This is a genomic window from Mesorhizobium wenxiniae, assembly GCF_002284535.1.
In the GTDB taxonomy this organism is placed as follows: Bacteria; Pseudomonadota; Alphaproteobacteria; order Rhizobiales; family Rhizobiaceae; genus Mesorhizobium; species Mesorhizobium wenxiniae.
On record NZ_NPKH01000037.1, the window covers coordinates 121669 to 141168 of the forward strand.

At 55.9% G+C, this 19500-nt stretch carries 14 protein-coding genes and 2 pseudogenes; 8 read left to right on the top strand and 8 right to left on the bottom strand.

Annotated elements, in window-relative coordinates:
• Positions 1-33: 33 nt before the first annotated feature.
• Together CIT31_RS29225 and CIT31_RS35800 are read left to right on the top strand one after the other, a co-directional pair.
• Positions 34-702: an amino acid ABC transporter permease gene (locus CIT31_RS29225; protein WP_095521376.1), complete on the top strand. Its 669-nt coding sequence runs from the start codon at positions 34-36 to the stop codon at positions 700-702.
• 504 nt (positions 703-1206) lie between these two features.
• Positions 1207-1332 carry a hypothetical protein gene (locus CIT31_RS35800; protein WP_280950418.1) on the top strand — a complete coding sequence of 42 codons (126 nt, stop codon included), beginning with the start codon at positions 1207-1209 and terminating at the stop codon, positions 1330-1332.
• 351 nt (positions 1333-1683) lie between these two features.
• Here CIT31_RS35800 and CIT31_RS29230 read toward each other — a convergent pair.
• The 3 genes and pseudogenes from CIT31_RS29230 to CIT31_RS29240 all read right to left on the bottom strand — a co-directional run.
• Positions 1684-2222 (bottom strand): annotated as a pseudogene (locus tag CIT31_RS29230) (transposase); the annotation flags it as partial.
• A gap of 438 nt (positions 2223-2660) precedes the next feature.
• Positions 2661-3431: an amino acid ABC transporter ATP-binding protein gene (locus tag CIT31_RS29235; protein ID WP_095521377.1), complete on the bottom strand. Its 771-nt coding sequence runs from the start codon at positions 3429-3431 to the stop codon at positions 2661-2663.
• 370 nt (positions 3432-3801) lie between these two features.
• A complete protein-coding gene (locus CIT31_RS29240) occupies positions 3802-4710 on the bottom strand; it encodes an EamA family transporter (RefSeq protein ID WP_165778588.1) in 909 nt (302 codons plus the stop codon).
• 504 nt (positions 4711-5214) lie between these two features.
• On the opposite strand from CIT31_RS29240, the gene CIT31_RS29245 reads away from it, so the two are divergent.
• The 4 genes and pseudogenes from CIT31_RS29245 to CIT31_RS29260 all read left to right on the top strand — a co-directional run bounded on the left by CIT31_RS29245 (position 5215) and on the right by CIT31_RS29260 (position 8999).
• Complete coding sequence (locus tag CIT31_RS29245) at positions 5215-5919, top strand: MOSC domain-containing protein (protein WP_095521379.1); 705 nt, start codon at positions 5215-5217, stop codon at positions 5917-5919.
• 65 nt (positions 5920-5984) lie between these two features.
• Positions 5985-6740, top strand: a pseudogene (locus CIT31_RS29250) (IS5 family transposase).
• A 650-nt stretch (positions 6741-7390) separates the two neighbouring features.
• On the top strand, positions 7391-8626 hold the full coding sequence (locus tag CIT31_RS29255) for an NAD(P)/FAD-dependent oxidoreductase (RefSeq protein WP_095521380.1): 1236 nt from the start codon (positions 7391-7393) through the stop codon (positions 8624-8626).
• 52 nt (positions 8627-8678) lie between these two features.
• Complete coding sequence (locus CIT31_RS29260) at positions 8679-8999, top strand: 2Fe-2S iron-sulfur cluster-binding protein (RefSeq protein WP_095521381.1); 321 nt, start codon at positions 8679-8681, stop codon at positions 8997-8999.
• Positions 9000-9124: 125 nt separating this feature from the next.
• On the opposite strand, the gene hutH is transcribed toward CIT31_RS29260, so the two are convergent.
• On the bottom strand, positions 9125-10645 hold the full coding sequence (gene hutH, locus CIT31_RS29265) for a histidine ammonia-lyase (RefSeq protein WP_095521382.1): 1521 nt from the start codon (positions 10643-10645) through the stop codon (positions 9125-9127).
• 165 nt (positions 10646-10810) lie between these two features.
• On the opposite strand from hutH, the gene CIT31_RS29270 reads away from it, so the two are divergent.
• Positions 10811-11734 carry a LysR family transcriptional regulator gene (locus CIT31_RS29270; protein ID WP_095521383.1) on the top strand — a complete coding sequence of 308 codons (924 nt, stop codon included), beginning with the start codon at positions 10811-10813 and terminating at the stop codon, positions 11732-11734.
• A 5-nt stretch (positions 11735-11739) separates the two neighbouring features.
• Here the strand turns inward: CIT31_RS29270 and CIT31_RS29275 are convergent, their stop codons facing one another.
• From CIT31_RS29275 to CIT31_RS29290, 4 genes are read right to left on the bottom strand one after another with little or no spacing between them, the layout of a single operon-like run.
• Positions 11740-13254 carry an amidohydrolase family protein gene (locus tag CIT31_RS29275; protein WP_133116225.1) on the bottom strand — a complete coding sequence of 505 codons (1515 nt, stop codon included), beginning with the start codon at positions 13252-13254 and terminating at the stop codon, positions 11740-11742.
• A 26-nt stretch (positions 13255-13280) separates the two neighbouring features.
• Positions 13281-14987 (bottom strand): urocanate hydratase, encoded by a 1707-nt coding sequence (locus CIT31_RS29280; RefSeq protein ID WP_095521385.1) that lies wholly within the window; start codon positions 14985-14987, stop codon positions 13281-13283.
• A gap of 24 nt (positions 14988-15011) precedes the next feature.
• Entirely contained in the window at positions 15012-16271 is a 1260-nt protein-coding gene (locus tag CIT31_RS29285) for a M20 family metallo-hydrolase (RefSeq protein ID WP_095521386.1), read from the bottom strand.
• Positions 16268-17623, bottom strand: a complete 1356-nt coding sequence (locus CIT31_RS29290) for a dihydroorotase (protein ID WP_095521387.1) — start codon at positions 17621-17623, stop codon at positions 16268-16270. The genes CIT31_RS29285 and CIT31_RS29290 overlap by 4 nt, the downstream gene beginning before the upstream one ends.
• Before the next feature lie 481 nt (positions 17624-18104).
• Between CIT31_RS29290 and CIT31_RS29295 the strand changes: the two genes are divergently transcribed.
• Positions 18105-19361, top strand: coding sequence for a Glu/Leu/Phe/Val family dehydrogenase (locus tag CIT31_RS29295; protein WP_095521388.1), 1257 nt, complete (start codon positions 18105-18107; stop codon positions 19359-19361).
• Positions 19362-19500: the final 139 nt, after the last annotated feature.

The following is a 19500-nucleotide window of genomic DNA, read 5'->3' on the forward strand; positions in this document are numbered from 1 at the left end:
ACCAGTAACTTCATTAAGAAATCACGAGTAGGTATGATGTTGTTCGAGCTGTTGGCTAATAGTTTACCCGCCCTTTTGCATGGCGCACAGCTGACAGTTTTGCTTGCAGTAATATCGTATATGTTCGCTCTAGTTCTCGGAACATTTATCGCTGTCGGACGACTGAGCAATTACAGAATTATTAGATTTTTTTGCATGGTGTACGTGGATTTCTTTCGTGGAACTCCGCTTATCGTGCAGATATTCATGGTCTATTTTGGCATTCCGTCCATCTTGCAGGAAATCGGGATACCTTTCCGTTTCGACAGGTTTTATGCCGCCGTCCTGACGTTAAGCTGCTACATCGCTGCCTACATCTCAGAGGACTTACGAACTGGGGTTCGTTCCTTGGGCACAGGACAGTGGGACGCCGCCAGAGCGCTCGGCCTGCGTCCTTCATATGTTTGGGCGTTTGTAATTCTCCCGCAAGCATTTCGACGCGCATTGCCCTCACTTGGAAATGAGGCGGTAGGGATCCTGAAAGATACCAGCCTTGTGGCCATCATTGGCTTCGAGGAGTTGTTCCGAAAGGGCCAGCTTATTGTGGCGAACACGTATAAGCCGTTCGAGATCTATCTTCTTGTCGCCATTATATATTTATTTCTCACGATGCTGACATCTTTTGCAAACCGGTTTTTGGAGCGGAGGTTCCAATCCCGATAGGCTTAGGAGCTAGGGCGCATCGGCACCGGGCTGAATTGTGGATGTGCAACGCGTCTCTCAGGTGCGTGGGGAGTCGCCTTCCGAAAATACCAACTTGTGGTCGACGGCACGACAGAGTATTGCCCCCCGATGCCCTGAACGGCGGCAGGCGAGATCGGAATGCACTAGGCGCGGTTGGCAATCGGCCCAATCGTCCCTCTGCCTTTTCCTGTTCCAGCGCCTCGACCAGACTCGACAGTCGAGCAGAAGCGAACTCATTTGTGATGATGCTCGATGGCCTGCACACCAAGCGGTCGCAATATAGGTTCTGCCTGTGCCACGGCCTCGCCCTGGGGAAGCTGACGCACCAGCGCCCCGTTATCTGACTGCTGGTGAAGTCAAAGCCGTTGAGATCCCGATGGGCTGTGAAGCGTGCCGCCTCGAGCTCGTCGGTGACGAACATAACCTCCCACTCTGCAGCCTCGGCCTTCAGCAGTTGCGGTAGAACTGGAATGGAAGCTTTAAATGCAGGCGCTCCTGTTCGGGGAGTTCGCCTACGGCCTGCGCCATGCCGTCCATCTTCACGATCCGGAGCATGGTGACCATTGCGCCGCTGGCAGGGTTACGACGCATGATTCCGGTACGCCATAGCTGCTGCGGTCAAGATGAATGACGCAAGTCGGTGACATCCGTTTGGTGTATTCGACAAAGCCGGCCGTAGGAGGAGCGTGATGCCGACATCGGAGTCCGAACTTCCTCGGTCCGGATGACATCGATGGTCCCCATGGCCTCACGCCGCCGCGCTTTCGAATGCCCGGGGGGATGGCGGCGCCCAAGAAGCTGTGGTGGCGGGTTCGCTTGTAGAATGCCTACAGTGATCGAAGATTGTCCCACGTCAGAGATTTTGAGGCAGATGGCGGGCTGATTAGCGGAGGCGTGGCTCATCTGGGTTGGCATTCTAGGCAGCGTCCCTACGGTGCTGCTAGCGTCGCTGGTTGATGGTTCTTTGTGCAATAGAATGGTCTGGCCGCGTCCGAAGTACACATCGGCTGGGGTGAGATTGTCGAGGCTCTCGTGATAGCGCCGGTGATTGTAGCGCTCGACGAAGGCTGCGATCTGGGCTTCGAGATCGCCGGGGAGGAAGTGGTTCTCGAGCAGGATGTGGTGGTTCTTCAGGGTTTGGTGCCAGCGCTCGATCTTGACCTGGGTCTGAGGATGACATGGTGCGCCGCGGGTGTGACGCGTGTCCCGATCCTGTAGCCAGTCGGCCAGTTCGCCGGCGATGTAACACGCCATTGTCGGACAGCAAGCGTGGCCGTTGCCGAACTGTCGCCCTCCCGCAGCCTGATGCGACAAGCGCCAGGCTCAGCGTGTCGATGACGTCCTTGGCTTTCATGGTGGTGCACAACTTCCCGGCAATGATGTAGCGGGAGAAGTCGTCCAGGATGGTAGAGGTAAAACCAGCCCCAGCCGATAACTTTCAAATAGGTGAAGTCGGTATGCCAGAGCTGGTTGGGCGCTGTCGTCTCGTCCTTGAACTCGTTTGATGACGATGAAGGCCGGGCTGTGACCGCATCCGCAATCATGGGGACTGTCCCGAATTCCGTGTGCACGCGGGCATAATTGGTAGAAAGAGTTCCCACTATGCCCCGACGCAAAGAGCCTGTGATACCCAATGATCTTCTCGACCAGTTGCTGGCAGGAGGGGCAGCCAGCTCTGCGTTCGATGAGGCGGCTCCATAGGCGGGGCCGTCGATCTCGCCAGCAGAAATGCAATCTCAATAGCCACTGTCCAGTCAAATATGGCGAACTGCAAACTGTCCTGTAAGCGGTCGTTAATTCGCTGGTGACTGTCAGGGTTACTGAGAATGAGGACGTCACCGCACCTAAGCGTCGGAATGAGAATCAAAGCCATGCCTTTCCGGGCAACTCTCCCACCTTGACGACTATGGACGAGATCACAGACCAGTGACCGCGATCTACTGCAAAATCTGGCAGAGAAACTGCTGAGTGCGGGCGTGCCGTGGATTGTCGAAAAAGTCCTTCGGATTATTTTGCTCGACGATCTCCCCTTTATCCATGAAAATAACGCGGTTCGCCACTTGACGCGCAAAGCCCATTTCATGGGTTACGCATAGCATCGTCATTCCCTCTTCAGCGAGGCCAACTATGGTGTCGAGAACCTCTTTGATCATCTCCGGATCCAACGCCGACGTCGGCTCATCGAACAACATTATTTTCGGACTCATGCAGAGCGCTCGAGCTATCGCAACCCGTTGCTGCTGCCCCCCAGAAAGCTGGCCAGGATATTTCTTCGCCTGCTCGGGAATTTTCACTTTCTCCAGGTAGTGCAGGGCGGCCTCTTCCGCCTTCTTCTTAGACATTCCTCGCACCCAAATTGGCGCCAAAATGCAATTTTCGAGGATTGTCAGATGCGGGAAGAGGTTAAAATGCTGGAAAACCATGCCCACTTCACGACGGACTTCGTCGATTTTTTTCAGGCTCTTTGTCAATTCGATCCCATCAACGACAATTTTTCCATCCTGATGCTCTTCAAGCCTATTTATGCATCGTATCATTGTCGATTTGCCGGAGCCGGATGGGCCTGCGATTACAATGCGCTCTCCCCGCGTTACTGTTAGGTCGATGTCATGTAATGCATGGTACGATCCATACCACTTGTTCAATTTGGAAATGGTCACCGCGACATCGCTCTTGGAGGTATTCGAGGCGTTAAATGACGGACTCATTTCTAATCCTTATATGCAACCGTTTGAAACGTAACCTAGACTGGGGTCTCAAAGCATTGGATGTATGCCGGCCTGTTACCACCCTGAGATATCGAACCATAGATGTTCAATCGTGAAACTAATGGATGCTTACGAGCGGCGGGTGTCGCCCTGCGCCGCAGTGGCGGATTAAGGAAAGATCGCTTCTACGGAGGCCGAGATCGCCATACAACTCAAGTGCCCGAACGACAACTCGTTTTCCGGATTTCGACCGGACGAGAACACATCGGCGTCTGTTGGCATCTTGGATTTGCAGCATCATGTGTGTCGTCGATGAGCCGAGGAGACCGTGAGCCCAGCCGCAGCTTGGTCTCTTCGAGCTCGCCGGAGGTCAGCCGGTGAGTGGCGGAGTGGATTTCGATGATGTCATCGTCGTGCCAATTGACGCGGCTGTAATAGCTGCCATGGCAGCCCAGCCGACAGCGGAAATCTTGTCGCCCAGGAAGGTCATGCCAATCAATGTTGCCACGGCAGGCTCTACTGCGACCAGTACGCCATAGTTCCGTGCTTTCAGCGTTTGCAATGCGCGGTACTCGAGCGACAGTGGAAGCGCAGATGCGAAGATTGCAACTATGGCCATCGTGAGAAGTCCTTGCGGATGCGCGACAAAGGAGGAAACGCGATCTGCCGGGATGAAGGGTAACAGGAGTGCACAGGATATGAAAATCGCCGATGGCAACGCTCCGTTCCTTCCTACCGTACGACCAAGGCGTTTGCTGCACACGATGAACCCCGCCCAGCCCACCGCTGAGACCGCTGCGAGCAGGACGCCCAATGGATCAAGCTCCGAGCCGATAGTCGGGCTAAGCAGTGCAATGCCTGCTGCGGCAAGCATGACCCACATGAATTCGACTTTCCTTCGAGATCCCACCACTGCAACGAAGATCGGCCCCATAAATTCGATGGTGACCGCAACTCCCAGCGGTATGCGATCGATTGCTGACAAGAAGGCACTGTTCTGAATTGCCATGCAGAGGCCAAACGCAACGATTGCGAATGGGTCGGTTTTAATCGCGTGGATGATGTGCTTCCGTTGAAGCAACGCCAGTAATGCCCCACCCATCAGGCTTCGCAGAAACAAGACGCCCAGTGGACCGAAAACGGGAAATAACCCGTGAGAGGCGGCAGCGCCGAGCGGTATCAATGTTACCGCCAGAACAACCATCATCGATGGAACAACAATGTCAGACAGTTCAGTCCGCAAAACAAACTCTCCCATCGCACCGGTCGGAGGCACCACCGTTATGGATCTCCTCAACCACGAATTACGTGCCTTTTGGTCAAACCGTGGTTCGATAATTTGGGCTGATCTGCCACACCCGCTGCATTGGAAGGAATTCATTTCCGCGACTTTGGCAGCCGAGCCGAAACAGCTATCGGGCGTTGCCCAATGACGACGAACCCATGGGTGAGCCGGCGTGGCCGTTTTGGGTTTTGTCCATCGACCGGTAGAGCGTTCGATACCGAGCATTCGGGTTAGTGACGTCACGGAGAGCTGCGGTCCCCCATAGATAGTTGCACCACCCGCAATCTTAGGTTCGCAGCTCGGCTATTTAATTAAACTTGCCAGAGATCATACTCCGGCATCTCGCTCGATTAGTCCGTTCGTAAAATACAATGGTAGCTCTAGAGGTAGCTTTAGACCGTATAACGATGGCTATAGCCGCGGATCGTGAAGCGCAGACGTCACTTCCGTTTATGATCGATCTCGCGTCCCACTCGCCTGCATCAATCGGATATTCGCATGAATCACGATGACAAGTCTCAAGCGGCGATGAGCCGTTCGCCCTCGAAGATCACCTCGATAAATATTGGACCGCGTGTTGAAGTAGAGATATTTGGGAATGTCAAACTAACTGCTTACGAGAAGCACCCGTTCCATCATGACGTGAGGATAGACGAAAAGGGAATAGTAGGAGACGGTCACTACGGTCGTGTAGCGGACGAGGCGCTCGATCACGCTGTTCAGCTCTGTAGCATGGATAATTACAATTTCTGGGAGGCGCGCCTGAATAAAAACCTGCGAATTGGCGTCTTTGGTGAATCCATAACATATGAGGGACCGAACGAATACTCGGTGCGCGTTGGCGATGTCCTAAAAATCGGTTCGGTAAAATTGCAAGTCACCGGGCCGAGGATCCCATGTGCCAAGCTAGCGCATTTCATCGGTGAGGATATTTCTTTTCCCAGAGAGTACCATCAGAGTCTAAGAACTGGCATTTATGCACGCGTTCTTGTTCCTGGACGCATTGAAGCGCGTAGTCAGATCGAGTTCGAAAGCACAGATTCGGCTCTTCCATTGATAGCAGAGATCGCTGCAGCGCTTCTCAACCGCGCGCCAGACAGAGATTGGATGGCAGCGCTTGCCGCCGAACCTCTGCTCTCGGTGATGATAAGGACCATGTATACTAAGAAGTTGGAAGCTATTTCCAGGAAAGGCGCGAGCTAAGAGAACGTTGTGAAAATCGTCTGGCTGTGGTTCCGTCTGCTGCTTGGTTATGAACCAAGCTGCGGATGTGGACAAAGCAGAGCCGTGGCCGGATGATCCAGTTTGCCAAGAAGGCCAAGCGCCACCCGTCTGATCCGACAGACGAAGAGTGGGAGCAGTTCGCACCTCTGATGCCCAAGCCTGAGCGTCGGCCGCCCGCGAGAGGTTGATTTCCGGGAGATGGTCCATGCCGTGCGCTGCCTGGTCCGCCCCCATTGCGGTTGGCGGATGCTGCGGATCCATTTCGGCCCGGGTAGACGGTCTGCGGCTGGTTCCGCGAGTTGCGCGGAGCTTTCTGTCCCAGACCATCCACGACGTGGCGCTGATGCTGGATCGCGTGCAGGCCGGGCGCGAGGCCAGTCCCATGGCGGGCATGATCGACAGCCAGTGGTCAAGGAAGCTGTTACGAGGGGTTACGACGCCGGCGAGAGGATTGTCGGCCGCAAGCGACACATTGCCGTCGACACGGATGGGCGGCTGTTGATGGTCAACCTCACCACCGCCGATATCTTCGGCATTGCCGACGCTCAAACGATCCTGACCGGCGGAAGCTCATGGACAAAACCGCCTATCTCGACTTTGTGGTCGAGATCATCCGTCGATCCGACGACCAGAAGGGCTTCCGGATCCTGTCCCGAAGCTGGGTCGTCGAGCGGGCCGCTGGCTTGCTGACAAGGTGGCGCCGCCTCGTGCGCGACTACGAGCAGCGCATCGACGTCTCGCAAGCCATGATCCTTGTCGCGACGGGCGGAAATCTCATCCGCCGAAACGCACATCCATGAATTTCAAAACGGACTCTAAGCGGTTCGCTTGAGAAGAGCCCCTCTGTCTTTGTACCAAGTGACTGAAGCTGACCTGCCTCCAGTTTCTGCAAGTTTTGGTTCTTTCCGACGTATTCCCAGGTTATTGTGTAAACGGGCGTCGAATTTCCGAAGTACGGCTCGGTCGCCGGCAGTGCCCACGAAATCGAGGTTCTTGAACTATCCGTGGCCTCGTCGGTCCGGGCTTCCCATGAGAGGATCGTCGACGACCTAGGGCAGAAAAATGTCCATGCCCGCCGGTCAACAAATGGGTTCGATCTATCTCGATCCCGCACGGGGGACGCCTGGCGGGACGAGCGGTCCCTTTCCGCTTGGCAACTCGGGTAAGCGGCAGCACAACGCGGGCACCCAGCTTGCCCACGGACAGGAAGCTTGTCCGTAGGAGTCGAATGATCGAACACATGATCACATTAGCAAGACGCATTGGGTGGAAAGACCAAGCAGCGAAATCAGTTTCACCTGCGCTCACCTGATGTTCGACGCACCGAGATTTTCCGGATCGAGATTCTGCTTTGCTATAGCGTCAGTCTCGAATTGCTAAATATTGGCAATCTGTGCGCCAAGTTGACGTAAAGCCCCCCTCCGGGAAATAGTGGAAAGTTCCAGCCACAATGAATGATAGTGTTGTTATCATAGGAGCTGGGCACGCGGGGGTGCAAGCGGCGGCCAGTCTCCGCGAGGAGGGCTTCGGCGGCGGAGTTATCCTCGTTGGGGACGAGCCCGAATTGCCATACCATAAGCCTCCCTTGTCGAAGAGCTTCATCAAAGATTCCGAGGCAAGATCGCAGCCGCTGCGCGGCGAACGATTCTATCTCGAGAACGCCATCGATCTTCGGCGCGGGACGCGGATTTCTCGGATCGATCATAGAGGTCGCGTTTTAGATATCGATGGCGGTGGAACGATCGCTTTTAAGCACCTCATTTTAGCGACAGGCTCGCGTGCGCGCGCGCTCGAGATAGAGGGAGGGGATTTGTCCGGCGTGCGGTCCCTGAGATCGTTAGCGGACGCAAGGTCGATCGGCGAGCTTAGCAGAATAGCCGCAGAGATTGTTATCTTGGGAGGTGGCTTCATCGGACTGGAGCTGGCCGCTACGCTCGCTGCATGCGGTCGAAGCGTGACGGTTGTCGAAGCGGCGGATCGCCTGCTTAGTCGCGCAGTATCCCCGGCAGTGGCGACCCACGTTCGCCATAGACTGGAGGCGAATGGTGTCCGCATCTTAACTGGAACATCGATTGGACGACTTGATGGGAATTCCGGTAAGGTCAAGGCCGCCCTCACCACGTCGGGCAAGAGGTTGCCTGCTGAGCTGGTCATCGTAGGCATTGGCGCAGTGCCGAATGTCAGACTAGCTCGGACCGCCGGTCTAACCGTCGCAAACGGCATCGCTGTAGACGACGGCATGAGAACCTCCCTGGCCGGCATTCTAGCGATAGGCGATGTCGCAGTTTATAAGCACTGGTTGAACGATGAGACCCTCCGATTAGAATCGGTGCAGAATGCAACCGACCAAGCCAGACTAGCTGCGCGAACTGTTGTGGGTATATCCGATGCCTACTCCGCCGTACCCTGGTTTTGGTCTGATATCGGCGATTTGAAGCTTCAGATGGTGGGGCTGACCGCACGCTGCGACACTCAAATCTTACTTGGTGACACAGGGGACGACAGTTTTTCGGTCTTCCACTACCTCGGAGACCGTCTAATGGGTATAGACTCAGTAAACCGTCCCGCAGACCATATGCTTGGTCGCAAGATACTCAAAGCCGGCTTTTCCCCCGCGCGTCAGACCGTCATCGCTGGATCTGACGAATTGAAGAGGGCGTTTGCGGCTTATCAAGAAAAGAAATAGCGGGAATTGGGAGGCTGTCCTCCTTGCGTCCTCAGCAACCCCAGGTATAAAAATGATCCGACTTGTCTTTATTACTTCGAATGGATCTCTTTACGAAGTGGAGGCCGAGGTCGGGTCGACTGCTATGAAATGCGCCGTGCGGAATTCTGTGCCAGGAATTGAAGCAGAGTGTGGTGGCGCGTGTACCTGTGCTACGTGCCATGTCTACGTCGACGATTCCTGGCTTGCTGCAGTCGGCGAGACGCAGGCGATGGAGGCTGATATGTTGGATTACGCTTCTGACGTTCGTGCAAATTCGCGGCTGAGCTGTCAGATTAAGATTCAACCGTCGCTTAACGGTTTGATTTTACGGATCCCAAGTAAGCAAGGGTGATAACCATTGCGGAAGCCGGTTTAATGCCTACTCCTAGGCGCCGCCCGATCCGACACTAAATCGCTGATAGCAAAATGCCGCGTTCCCGTAAGAACGCGGCATTCTTGCCTGGGAGGCATTAAGGCTCAGATTATCGGCAGCAGATCGCGTCCGACTGCATCGACGAGCGCCCCCGAGCGCACAAGCTTCGTCGCTGCGGCAATGTCGGGGGACTGACGGCGATCTTCTTCGAGATGCGGGACCACGGCGCGTAGCGCCGAACGCCCGCGCTCCAGGGCCTCGGAGCTCCGCAATGGCGCATGGAAGTCACATGCCTGCACAGCGGTCATCAGCTCGATTCCAATGATCGTCTGCGTATTCTGGGCCATCGGTAAAGTTCGACGCGCGCCGTGCGTCGCCATGGAAACATGGTCTTCCTGGTTTGCGGACGTCGGAATTGTGTCGATGACCGCTGGCGTCGCCTTCTGCTTGTTTTCGGACGTCAGCGCCGCGGCGGTGATCTGTCCCATCATAAGCCCCGAGTTCAGCCCTGCGTCGCGGGTTAAGAAGGCCGGCAGGCCAGACAACGATGTATCCAACAACATCGAGCTGCGACGCTCGGACATAGAGCCGATCTCAACAATCGCCAAGGCAAGATAGTCTGCCGCGAACGCCACGGGCTCAGCATGGAAATTACCGCCCGACAGGACGTCACCGTTTTCAAAAAGCAACGGATTGTCGGATACGCTCTGCGCTTCAATGCCGAGAATGCTGCTCGAGTGGCGCAAAGCGTCGAGGCATGAGCCCATGACCTGCGGCATGCATCGTAGGCAATACGGATCCTGAACTTTGCTGCAGTTGCGGTGGCTTTCCCGAATTTCAGAGCCCGCTACAAGTTCCTTCAAAGCTGCAGCGACATCCACTTGGCCGGCATGTGGGCGAAGCGCATGAATCCTCGGGTCAAAGGGCGTGTCGGTTCCCTTCGCACCTTCGAGTGAAAGGACACCCGTAACAAGGGCGGCCTCAAAGGCACGTTCCGTCTCGAAGGTTCCAGCAAGCGCCAATGCCGTTGATACTTGCGTGCCGTTCAGTAGGGCAAGTCCTTCCTTGGGAGCAAGAACCAGCGGAGTCAAACCGTGGTGGGCAAGAACTTCGGTCGAAGGGACGACTTTGCCGTCGACGACGAATTCACCAATGCCCATCATTGACGAAACGAAATGGGCAAGAGGAGCCAGGTCGCCAGAAGCCCCAACCGAGCCCTGAGCGGGTACTGCTGGAATGAGGTCGAGGGCGATCAGCTTCTCAATCATGCGAATAGTTTCGAGGCGAGCGCCGGAGGCTCCGTGCGATAGACTTGCGACTTTCAACGCGCCGATCAGGCGGACCACCTGCGCGGGAAGGTAGTCACCGACACCCACGGAGTGCGAGAGAATCAAGTTTCGCTGCAGCAATGCCAATTGATCGTCTTCAATACGGACCGTCGCCAGCTTTCCGAAACCAGTATTGATACCGTAAACTGGCGCACCTTTGCGGATGATGTTTTGAACGGCTTCCGCACCGGCGTTGATCCGCGCGTCAGCTGAGCCGGAGAGATTGAACGGCGCTCCCCAATAGATTTGGCGCCAGTCCGCGAGCGTGTTTGATCCAGGCACGATGGCAATCGTCATATGAACTCCGGAGATCGATCATTTTGGCTATTTATCTGCGGCCACGATAGTGAGGTCAGGGGAAACCTTGTAGACGCGAATCTGCACATAATGTTGCAGGGACTGGAAACAAAAGGCTATCCAATTTACGGTATTTGGAAACAGAGCTGAAATGCGACCAGGAAAATGAAGCAGGATATCCCGCCCCTTCACGATGTTGATATTCGCTTACTCCGGATATTCAAATCCGTAGTCGAATGCCGCGGTTTCTCGGCGGCCGAGGAGACCCTTGGCGTCGGCAGGTCAACCATCAGCAAGCATGTGGCTGATCTTGAGGCGCGTCTTTCCATCCGCTTGTGCGAACGCGGGCGCGCAGGCTTCAGCGTGACCTCGCATGGACAGATTGTCTACGAGGCGACAATCGAACTTCTCGACTCACTCGATCATTTCCGGTCGCAAATATCCGTTGCGAAAGGTCGCCTCTCCGGTTCGATCAACCTTTGGGTCATGGACAGCACCCAGTTCGAAGTCAGGAACCCCTTGGCGCAGGCTCTCGCCTCCTTCAATCGGAGAGAGGGCGCAGTTATTATAAACATAAATACGGCCGACCCCGAGGCCGTGGAGGAAGCGGTTATTAATCGCCAAGCCAATGTCGGAGTCACCATTGCAAACAGCGACATGCCCGGGTTGACGTACCGGGCCGTGGGCTCGGAAACGACTTCACTTTACGCCGCAAGCAACCATCCAGTGAATACGCTAACGGGAGGCGAGCGAATCAAGGATGTCGACCTAGAGAAATTCGACTTTGTAACTCGGGGATATCTCCGGAGCGAGCCAACTCTAAGAGGCCGTCGCTGGAAGTCCACCGCGATCGCTTTTCACGTCGAAGCCAACCTACAACTTGTACTGAGCGGCCAATATCTAGGCGTAATACCCGATCACATTGCGGCGCCGTGGGTAAAGAACGGCGAGCTCATCAGACTGCCTCTCCCCGAGGCTCAGAGCACGTCAACGATTTTCGCGGTCTTCCGAACCAGGTCCAAAAGCCTCCCTGTGGTGACAGCGATGGTCGAAGACATCGCAAACGCTTACCGGATGACCCGCAAATAATCACTTCAAGACCAGAGAGCCTGGAACCCCGCCGGTCTCCAGCAATTGCATCGTCCAGCGTAGGGCTTCGCAAAAGAGCTTTCTAGGCATTTGCGGTAGGCCTCTACCAAGTATGGTTCCAGTTCTTTGCCCTTAGGTATGCCGTCAAGGACCTTCTTTTGAATGACCGCGAGCCGCCCTTTTATCTCGCGGCGCACCTCCCCCTCGTCCACCGTCACAAACTCGCCGTTTCTCAAAATTGCAAGGCCGTCCACATACGAGTGCCGCAGCGCCCTTGCTGCGTCCGCGAATACGAGATGCACTTTAACGTCATTAAGCGGCGTGAAAGCATCCGCTTCCAAATCAAACATCAGAAAATCCGCTTTGAAGCCAGGTTGGAGCGCACCAAGATTATCACCTCGCGCCATCAGGCTGGCTCCATGGCGGGTGGCAGATCGCAAACCAGCACTGGCATCCAGCCATCTTTCATAGTCGTCCGTCTGCGTCGTCTGCAACATTACTCCAAGTTTCACGGATTCGAACATTGAGCAACCGTCGTTACCATTGTGATTGTCGGTGCCCAGGCCCACCGAAATCCCTCGAGAAAGCATCTCTATGACTGGCGCTATGCCACTGCCAAGTTTGAGGTTGCTGACGGGATTGTGGGAAATCTTGGATCCCGATGCAGCGATGACATCAAGGTCTTCCGCACACATCCACACACCGTGGATTAAAACGGAATTCGATCGCAGTACACCGATTTCGGCCATCATTGAAACAATCGATTTACCATAGAAGTACGGGCCGCTCATTGCCTGGACGCGGCTCTCCAGAACGTGTGTCAACACGGGTCTTGAAAGGCTATCTGCGAGATCCCAAGCGTCTTGTTGGAATTTCACACTGCATCTTTGGGGACCTGAGACAGACACAACAGACCTGACCCGACCGTCGTATTTGTCCGCAAGCACCTTCCATATCTCGAGCATGTCGCACTGCGGAACCACTGCGGATTGTCCTCGGCTCTTAAGGTGAGCAGGCAGGGCATCGTCAAGATAAGGAATAGTCTCGTGGCCGGGTCGATCCGAATATGCAATGCCGACATCAGCGCGGAGACCTAAATCCTCATAGGCTCTGAACACAGCTTCGATAGTTGGCGAATCGAGCTGCAGACCAAGGTGCACATCATCCATGACGGCTGTTGCTCCGCCCCGAACTAGCTCCATTCCGCCGATAAGCGTGCGAAGGTAGATCTCATCTGGCGTCCAGTTTCTTCCAACCGTGGGCGGATTGTAGATACTCATCCAGATTTCGAGAGGCAGGGGCGAAAATCGCCCTCTGTCCCAGCGGTCATGGGAATGATAGTGCGTGTTGACGTAACCAGGCGCAACCAGGAAGCCATCCGCGGAGTGAACCTCGGTAACCCCATAATTCCCAGGAGCGAGGTCTTTTCCCATAGCTATGATTGTGTCGCCGCGGATGACGAGATCCCTCTCGCTAGCCTCGTCATCTGCGTGGGCGAGCACGAGCCCGCCTTTTAGCATCCAGGTTGGCCCCTCGCTCACTGGCGTCAAGCCTTTTTCAGCGGGGGGCCGAAATTGGCGTCAGGCGACCACCACAATGGGATGCTGATCGTTTCATCTGTCAGCGGGCCCTTGCCTTCGGCGACCTGGCGAGCCATCGGGTAGCCCGCTTGCGCATGGCGAACGATACCGATGCCCGCATCGGTCGTCAGGCATGCCTCGAGGCGCATATCTGCCTCATCGGTTCCGTCTGCGATCATGGTTACCCCGGTATGGGCAGAGATACCCATCGTTCCGTTGGCCTGGATGGCGACAAGGTCCGCCATTGCCGCCGTGTTGAGGAGCGCATTTAGATATGGCCAGTCCGAAATAGCATCCGAGCCGTCGATCATGTCTTCCGTTTCGAATGCCGGATTGGCAATCGACCCGCAATCAAGATTGTCACGGGAGAACGCGATTGGGCCTTTCAACTCGCCGTTGCGGACCAGCGCGTTTGCTGCCAGCCCAAATGCTTTGCGCTGGCCGAACCCCAGGAAGCAGATTCGAGCGGGCAAACCCTCAATTGGTAGTTTGGCACTCGCGCGCGGGATCCAACGCTGGACAATCTGGTCGTCGGGAAAAAGCTCAAGCGCCAGTTTATCGAGACGGGCCTGATCCGCCTGTTCGCCCGAAATGCATGTCCAGCGGAATGGGCCCCGGCCTTGGAAGAAGAGCGGGCGTACATACCGCGCGATGCATCCGGGGAACCGGAAGGCCTCTTCTCGTGGCATACCGGCATCTACGCACTCTTTCCGAATGAACGTGCCGTACTCGAACACAACCGAGCCGCGATCCATGAACCTGTTCAGGGATTTCACCATGCGAAGCATGGTCTCGCGCGACCTCTGCAAGTATGTGTCTGGATCACCAATCCGTAGCGAAACAGCGTCACCTGGCGTGAAACCCGAGGCGACAAGCGCATACGGATCGTGGCAAGGGCACATTTCAGTGACAATGTCGGGTTTCCATCCTAGCTCCAAGGCCTCCTCCATCACGTCGCACATGTTCCCCGCCAGGATGATCCCGAGCGGTTGCTTGCGCGCCTTGGCATCTTCCGCAAGTTCGATTGCTTCATTCAGCGATGCAACCTGGATATCGGCGTAGCGTGAGGCGATACGCTGTTTGATTATGTCTTCACGGACCTCTACGCAAACCGTGACGCCACCATGCATGGTCATCGCGAAGGGCTGCGAACGACCCATCCCGCCCAGACCAGCAGTGAAAAAAATCCGGCCTGCAAGCTCGCCACCGAAGTGCTCGTCAGCGACCAGGCTTAGCGTCTCGAACGTTCCCTCAACGACGCCCTGGCTCCCGATGTATTGCCACGGACCAGCGGTGTAGGAGGAAAACGTCGTGAGATTCTGCTCCATGAGTTTGTAGAACATGGGCCAGTTCGCATTGATGACGTTCGTATTCCCCATCACCACCCGTGGGGCAAGCCTATGCGTTTTGAAAACCGCGACAGGCATACCCGCCTGGACCGCCAGCGTCTCGTCGTTCTCCAGGTTCTTAAGCGCCTCAACGATCGCGTGGTAACTTTCCCAGTTCCGCGCGGCCTTGCCGATGCCGCCGTAGACCACGAGATTCTCGGGGCGCTCGGCATTCTCGAGGTTGTTTTCCAGCATACGGAGGATGGATTCCTGTTTCCAGCCCTTGCATCTAAGCTCCTGACCACGGTGCGCCTTTACCCCGTTAAGCATGGCAACAGTACTCATTATGATTTCCTGTGTGTTCGATGATTAGTTTTTCGCATCGAGAGCGATGATCGTGTCGACTAGAGCTTGGGCGCCCCGCACGATCTGATCGATTGAACTGAACTCTTCCGGGCAGTGACTCCTGCCGTCCAGACAAGGAATGAAGATCATTCCGGAAGGCGCAAAGAGGGCAACATGCGCGGCGTCGTGGCCTGCTCCGCTTGGCATTGATCGGTATTTGAGGTTGGAAGCCGATGCAGCATCGGAAATCGCGAGCTGAATGTCCGTGTCCATTGTAACTGGGTCGCTCCGACCGATGATGCGCGTTCTAAAGGTAAGTCCTCGCTCCTCCGCGATCGTGCGGATCGTCCCCTCCGCCCATTTGTGATAGCGCGTCAATGGTTGCCCCTGCCCTGCACGAACTTCGAGAACAAAGGAGACGCGGCCGGGAACGACGTTCGAAGCGTTGGGGTGAACTTCGAGCTTGCCTACGGTTGCCACCAAAGGTGCGTAATAGTCTTGACGAGCTTGGGCATCAAACGCGGCGATCATCAGCGACGCTCCTACAAGCGCGTCCTTGCGCAGTCCCATGGGAGTCGCCCCGGAATGGTCGGCACGTCCTCCGATGTCGACCGCAATTCGCGTGATCCCAACGATCGCCGTCACGACACCGATGTCTTCCTCGGAGCCCTCGAGGACGCGTCCCTGTTCGATATGTATCTCCACGAAGCCTGCGATATCCCCGCGTGGACGCAGCGGAGCGATCAGCCTGTCGGGATCGCCTCCCATCCTTCGGATCCCTTGACCCAAGGTCGTGCCGTCGGCAGCTTTGAAATCCAGATGTTCATGCGAAAGCTCGCCTGCCATGGCGCGGCTACCGATGCAGGACAATCCGTACTGATTGGGCTCTTCAGCGAGAAAGTCGATCACCTCGAACGGATGACGCAGTCGATGACCGGCGTCGCGCATTGCCGATGCGACCTCAAGCGCAGCTATCACGCCCAAGGCGCCATCGAACCTACCTCCAGCGGGCACGGTGTCGCTGTGCGAACCGGAGGCAAGCGCACCAAGTCCATTACTCGTGCCATGCAAGCGTCCGATTAGGTTTCCACCTGCGTCGATGTTCGTCTCGAGCCCCGATGCACTCATCTCCCCTTTCAACCATTCGCGAGCTTTAAGATGTAGGTCAGAAAAAGCGGTTCTTTCCCACGGCCTTCCGGGCTCCGTGAATTCCGATAGACGCTTCAGACGAGCCGCCAGACGCTTCTCGTCAATACGGACGGCCGGTTTAAGGGCCGCCGTCATCGAACTGCTCCGGTTAAAGGACGGACAAATCGGCCGTCGCCAGGCGCGTTCAGGACGTCCTTCCCGTCCCACACCCGTTTGCCGCGAAGAAATGTCTGCTTCACTTGCGGAAGCTCGAGACCATCATAAAGGCTCCAGTCCGACACCGTTTTGGTGTTTAAAACGCTCCAGGGCGCTGTCGCCGGGTCGATGACGCTGAAATCGGCGTCGCGCCCCGATACGAAACCACCTTTCCGATCTGACAGGCGAAAGTGGCGTGCCGGGTGGTGGGAAAGGACGCGCGCTGCCACAGACAAATCAATGCCGCGGTCGATACAACCCTGCAGAAGTGCCGGCACCAGAACTTCCAGGCTTGGACCACCGGATGAATTTGCCAGCATGTTCGGGTTGTTCTTACGGTCCAGAGACCATGCTACGTGATCGGTAGACACCAAGTCGATGTCGCCGGCTGCGAGAAACTCCCAAAGCTTTTCTTTCTCCGTCGAGGGTCGCAACGGAGGATTGCCTTTAGCTAAACCGCCGCGGACACGGACGGTGTTCTCTTCGTCGAAAAGGAAATAGTGGATGCAAACCTCGACGGTAACATCGTAACCTTGACGCTTGTAGCTTTTGCAAATTTCAATGCCGCGTCCCAACGAGCAATGCACGACGTGTGCCCGGCATCCCGAGAAAGCACCTATCTCGTAAATCTCAGCTATGGCCAATAGTTCGGAGAGTGGAGTGTGCGTTTCGCCATGCGCCAAATAGTCCGTTCGCCCGGCCGCTTTCATCCGCTCGATCTGATGTTTAACGATTTCTTCGTTTTCATTATGAACTCCGGCCGCCAGACCGGTTTTGGCTATTTCGGTAAAAGCCTCGACCATCAGATAGGGAGGAATGCGGGGAAAGCGGTCCGGATGAGTTCCGAAGGTTGAGAATTTGAATCCGCAGACACCCGCAGCTACTTGCTCCGCGATCTTGGAGGCCCCATCGCTCGGACGTATCGTGCCGTAGAGTCCGACGTCAACATGAGCCTGCCGGGAAATGTCTGCGACTTTCTGATCAACGCTCTCGCGGTCGCAAACAAGGAGCCCCTCGTCATAGGGCATATCAACTATGGTGGTGACACCACCCGCCGCCGCCGCCTTTGTAGAGAAAATGAAGTTCTCACGATCTTTCTGGCTGCGGGAGTGGACCTGAGCATCGACCGCGCCGGGAAACACCAGAGCGCCTTCACAAGAGATTTTTTCAACCGCCGAACCGGGATCGTCTTGCGTTATCGAAACAATTTTTCCGTCTTGCACGGACAGATACCATCCGCGCCTGACGACCGTAGATGTCACGATGTCGCCTCGCACCACTAAATCCAACATGCAGCCTCCTACATTTTCATTTGCGAGCGGTTTCACGCCTTCAAGATCATGCTCCTTGCTCAGAATAGCGGGCTCTCTCGGCGACAAAAACGAATGCAGTTGCACGTAATGTTTGCGGACTACGCAACTAGTCGAATTGAGGGGTATCGTTGCCAACCAGGAAACAAACGTTGCAACGGTTTGGGTCGCTGGGAACGACCTGAACCGTATCGTAGCGCCTGCAAAAATGGCCTCGAACCGAGGCGGCTAACCACGATACGATTAGGGAGTTTCAAATGTTACAGAGACCTGGCACCGGCCTCGAGCCTACGAATGATGTCTGGTCCGGCTCTAAGCATCCGCGGTCTCTGAAATTCAGCGAGCGAAATTTGTCGTTCCGAGCAGCCTGGATCTTCCTCTTGGCCAGCTAATCTTTCCCGATAACGAGGTCGGTGATGAACGCTGTGCTCCTTACAGACCGCATTGCATGAGGAATTCACGGATGAGTATTTTCCAGGGGCCCGTCTTCGAGATGGCTCGAACCCAGTTTACAACAATCGCCGACTACCTGGGTATCGAGGAAAGCGAGCGCGACAGACTGCTTTTGCCAAAGAGAGCTATCGCGATTTCGTGCCCGATTCATCTCGACGACGGAAGAACTGCCGTTTTCCAGGGCTACAGGGTGCAGCATCACCTCACACTCGGGCCCACCAAGGGCGGTACTCGGTTCGCTGCTTCAGTTGACATGGGCGAGGTAGCGGCGTTGGCGATATGGATGAGTTGGAAGTGCGCTCTGGCGGGCCTTCCCTACGGTGGGGCAAAGGGCGGCATCAGCGTCGACCCGGTGTCTTTGTCTCCCCGCGAATTGGAAGCGCTGTCACGCCGATACATGCAGGAGCTAATCCCTTTTGTCGGGCCTCATGTTGATGTGATGGCTCCCGACATGGGAACGAATGAGCAGGTCATGGCGTGGTTCATGGATACCTACTCCATGTACCAGGGTCGCACCGTCAACGAGATAGTGACAGGCAAACCCGTACAGTCTGGCGGAACCGAGGGGCGGCGCGAAGCCACTGGCCTTGGTGTTATGCATCTGGCTTTCAGTGCCATGCAAGAGCTATCGATCGAACCCACCAAGGCGACCGCAATCATACAAGGCTTCGGGAATGTCGGCTCGATAGCAGGCATAGAACTTGCCCGACGGGGAGTAAGGGTCATCGGTGTTAGCGACCACTCCGCCTGTTTCTTTGACGTCAAGGGTCTCGATGTAGAGGCTATGACGCGTCATGTCGAAGCGCGGGGCAGTCTCCGGGGCTTTCCGGCCGAGGAATTCGAGCCGGGCGATCTTCTTACTCAACCTTGCGACATCCTCGTCCCGGCGGCAATGGAGCGTGTCATCGACGCTGCCAAAGCGACGAAGTTGCGGTGCCGAATTCTTGCGGAAGGTGCTAACGGCCCAACGACACCGGAAGCGGACAAGCTTCTTGAGGAGCGCGGTAGCGATATTTTTGTAATACCCGATATTCTGTGCAATTCCGGCGGTGTGATCGTCAGCTATTTCGAGTGGGTCCAAGACTTGCAGCAGTTTTTCTGGGGCTACAATGAAGTTGTGTCCCGCCTTAACCAGATACTTGATCGCAGTTTCCAGGCGATGGTCGAGCGCTCGCGTAGAGATCGCATCTCGCACAGAACATCCGCAATGAGCATTGGCGTTGACCGCGTTCGTCTTGCAAAGCAGAAGCGAGGACTTTTTCCTTGAGAGCGCCCGATAGCAATCCATTCGGGCAAGCGTGCCTTGGACAGGCGGCGCGAACCGCCGCTATCGCAGGAAGGCCACGTCGATCCCATGCCGTAGGCGGGTCTGTCGGTAGCGCGCGCGTCAAAAGACCTACGATCCG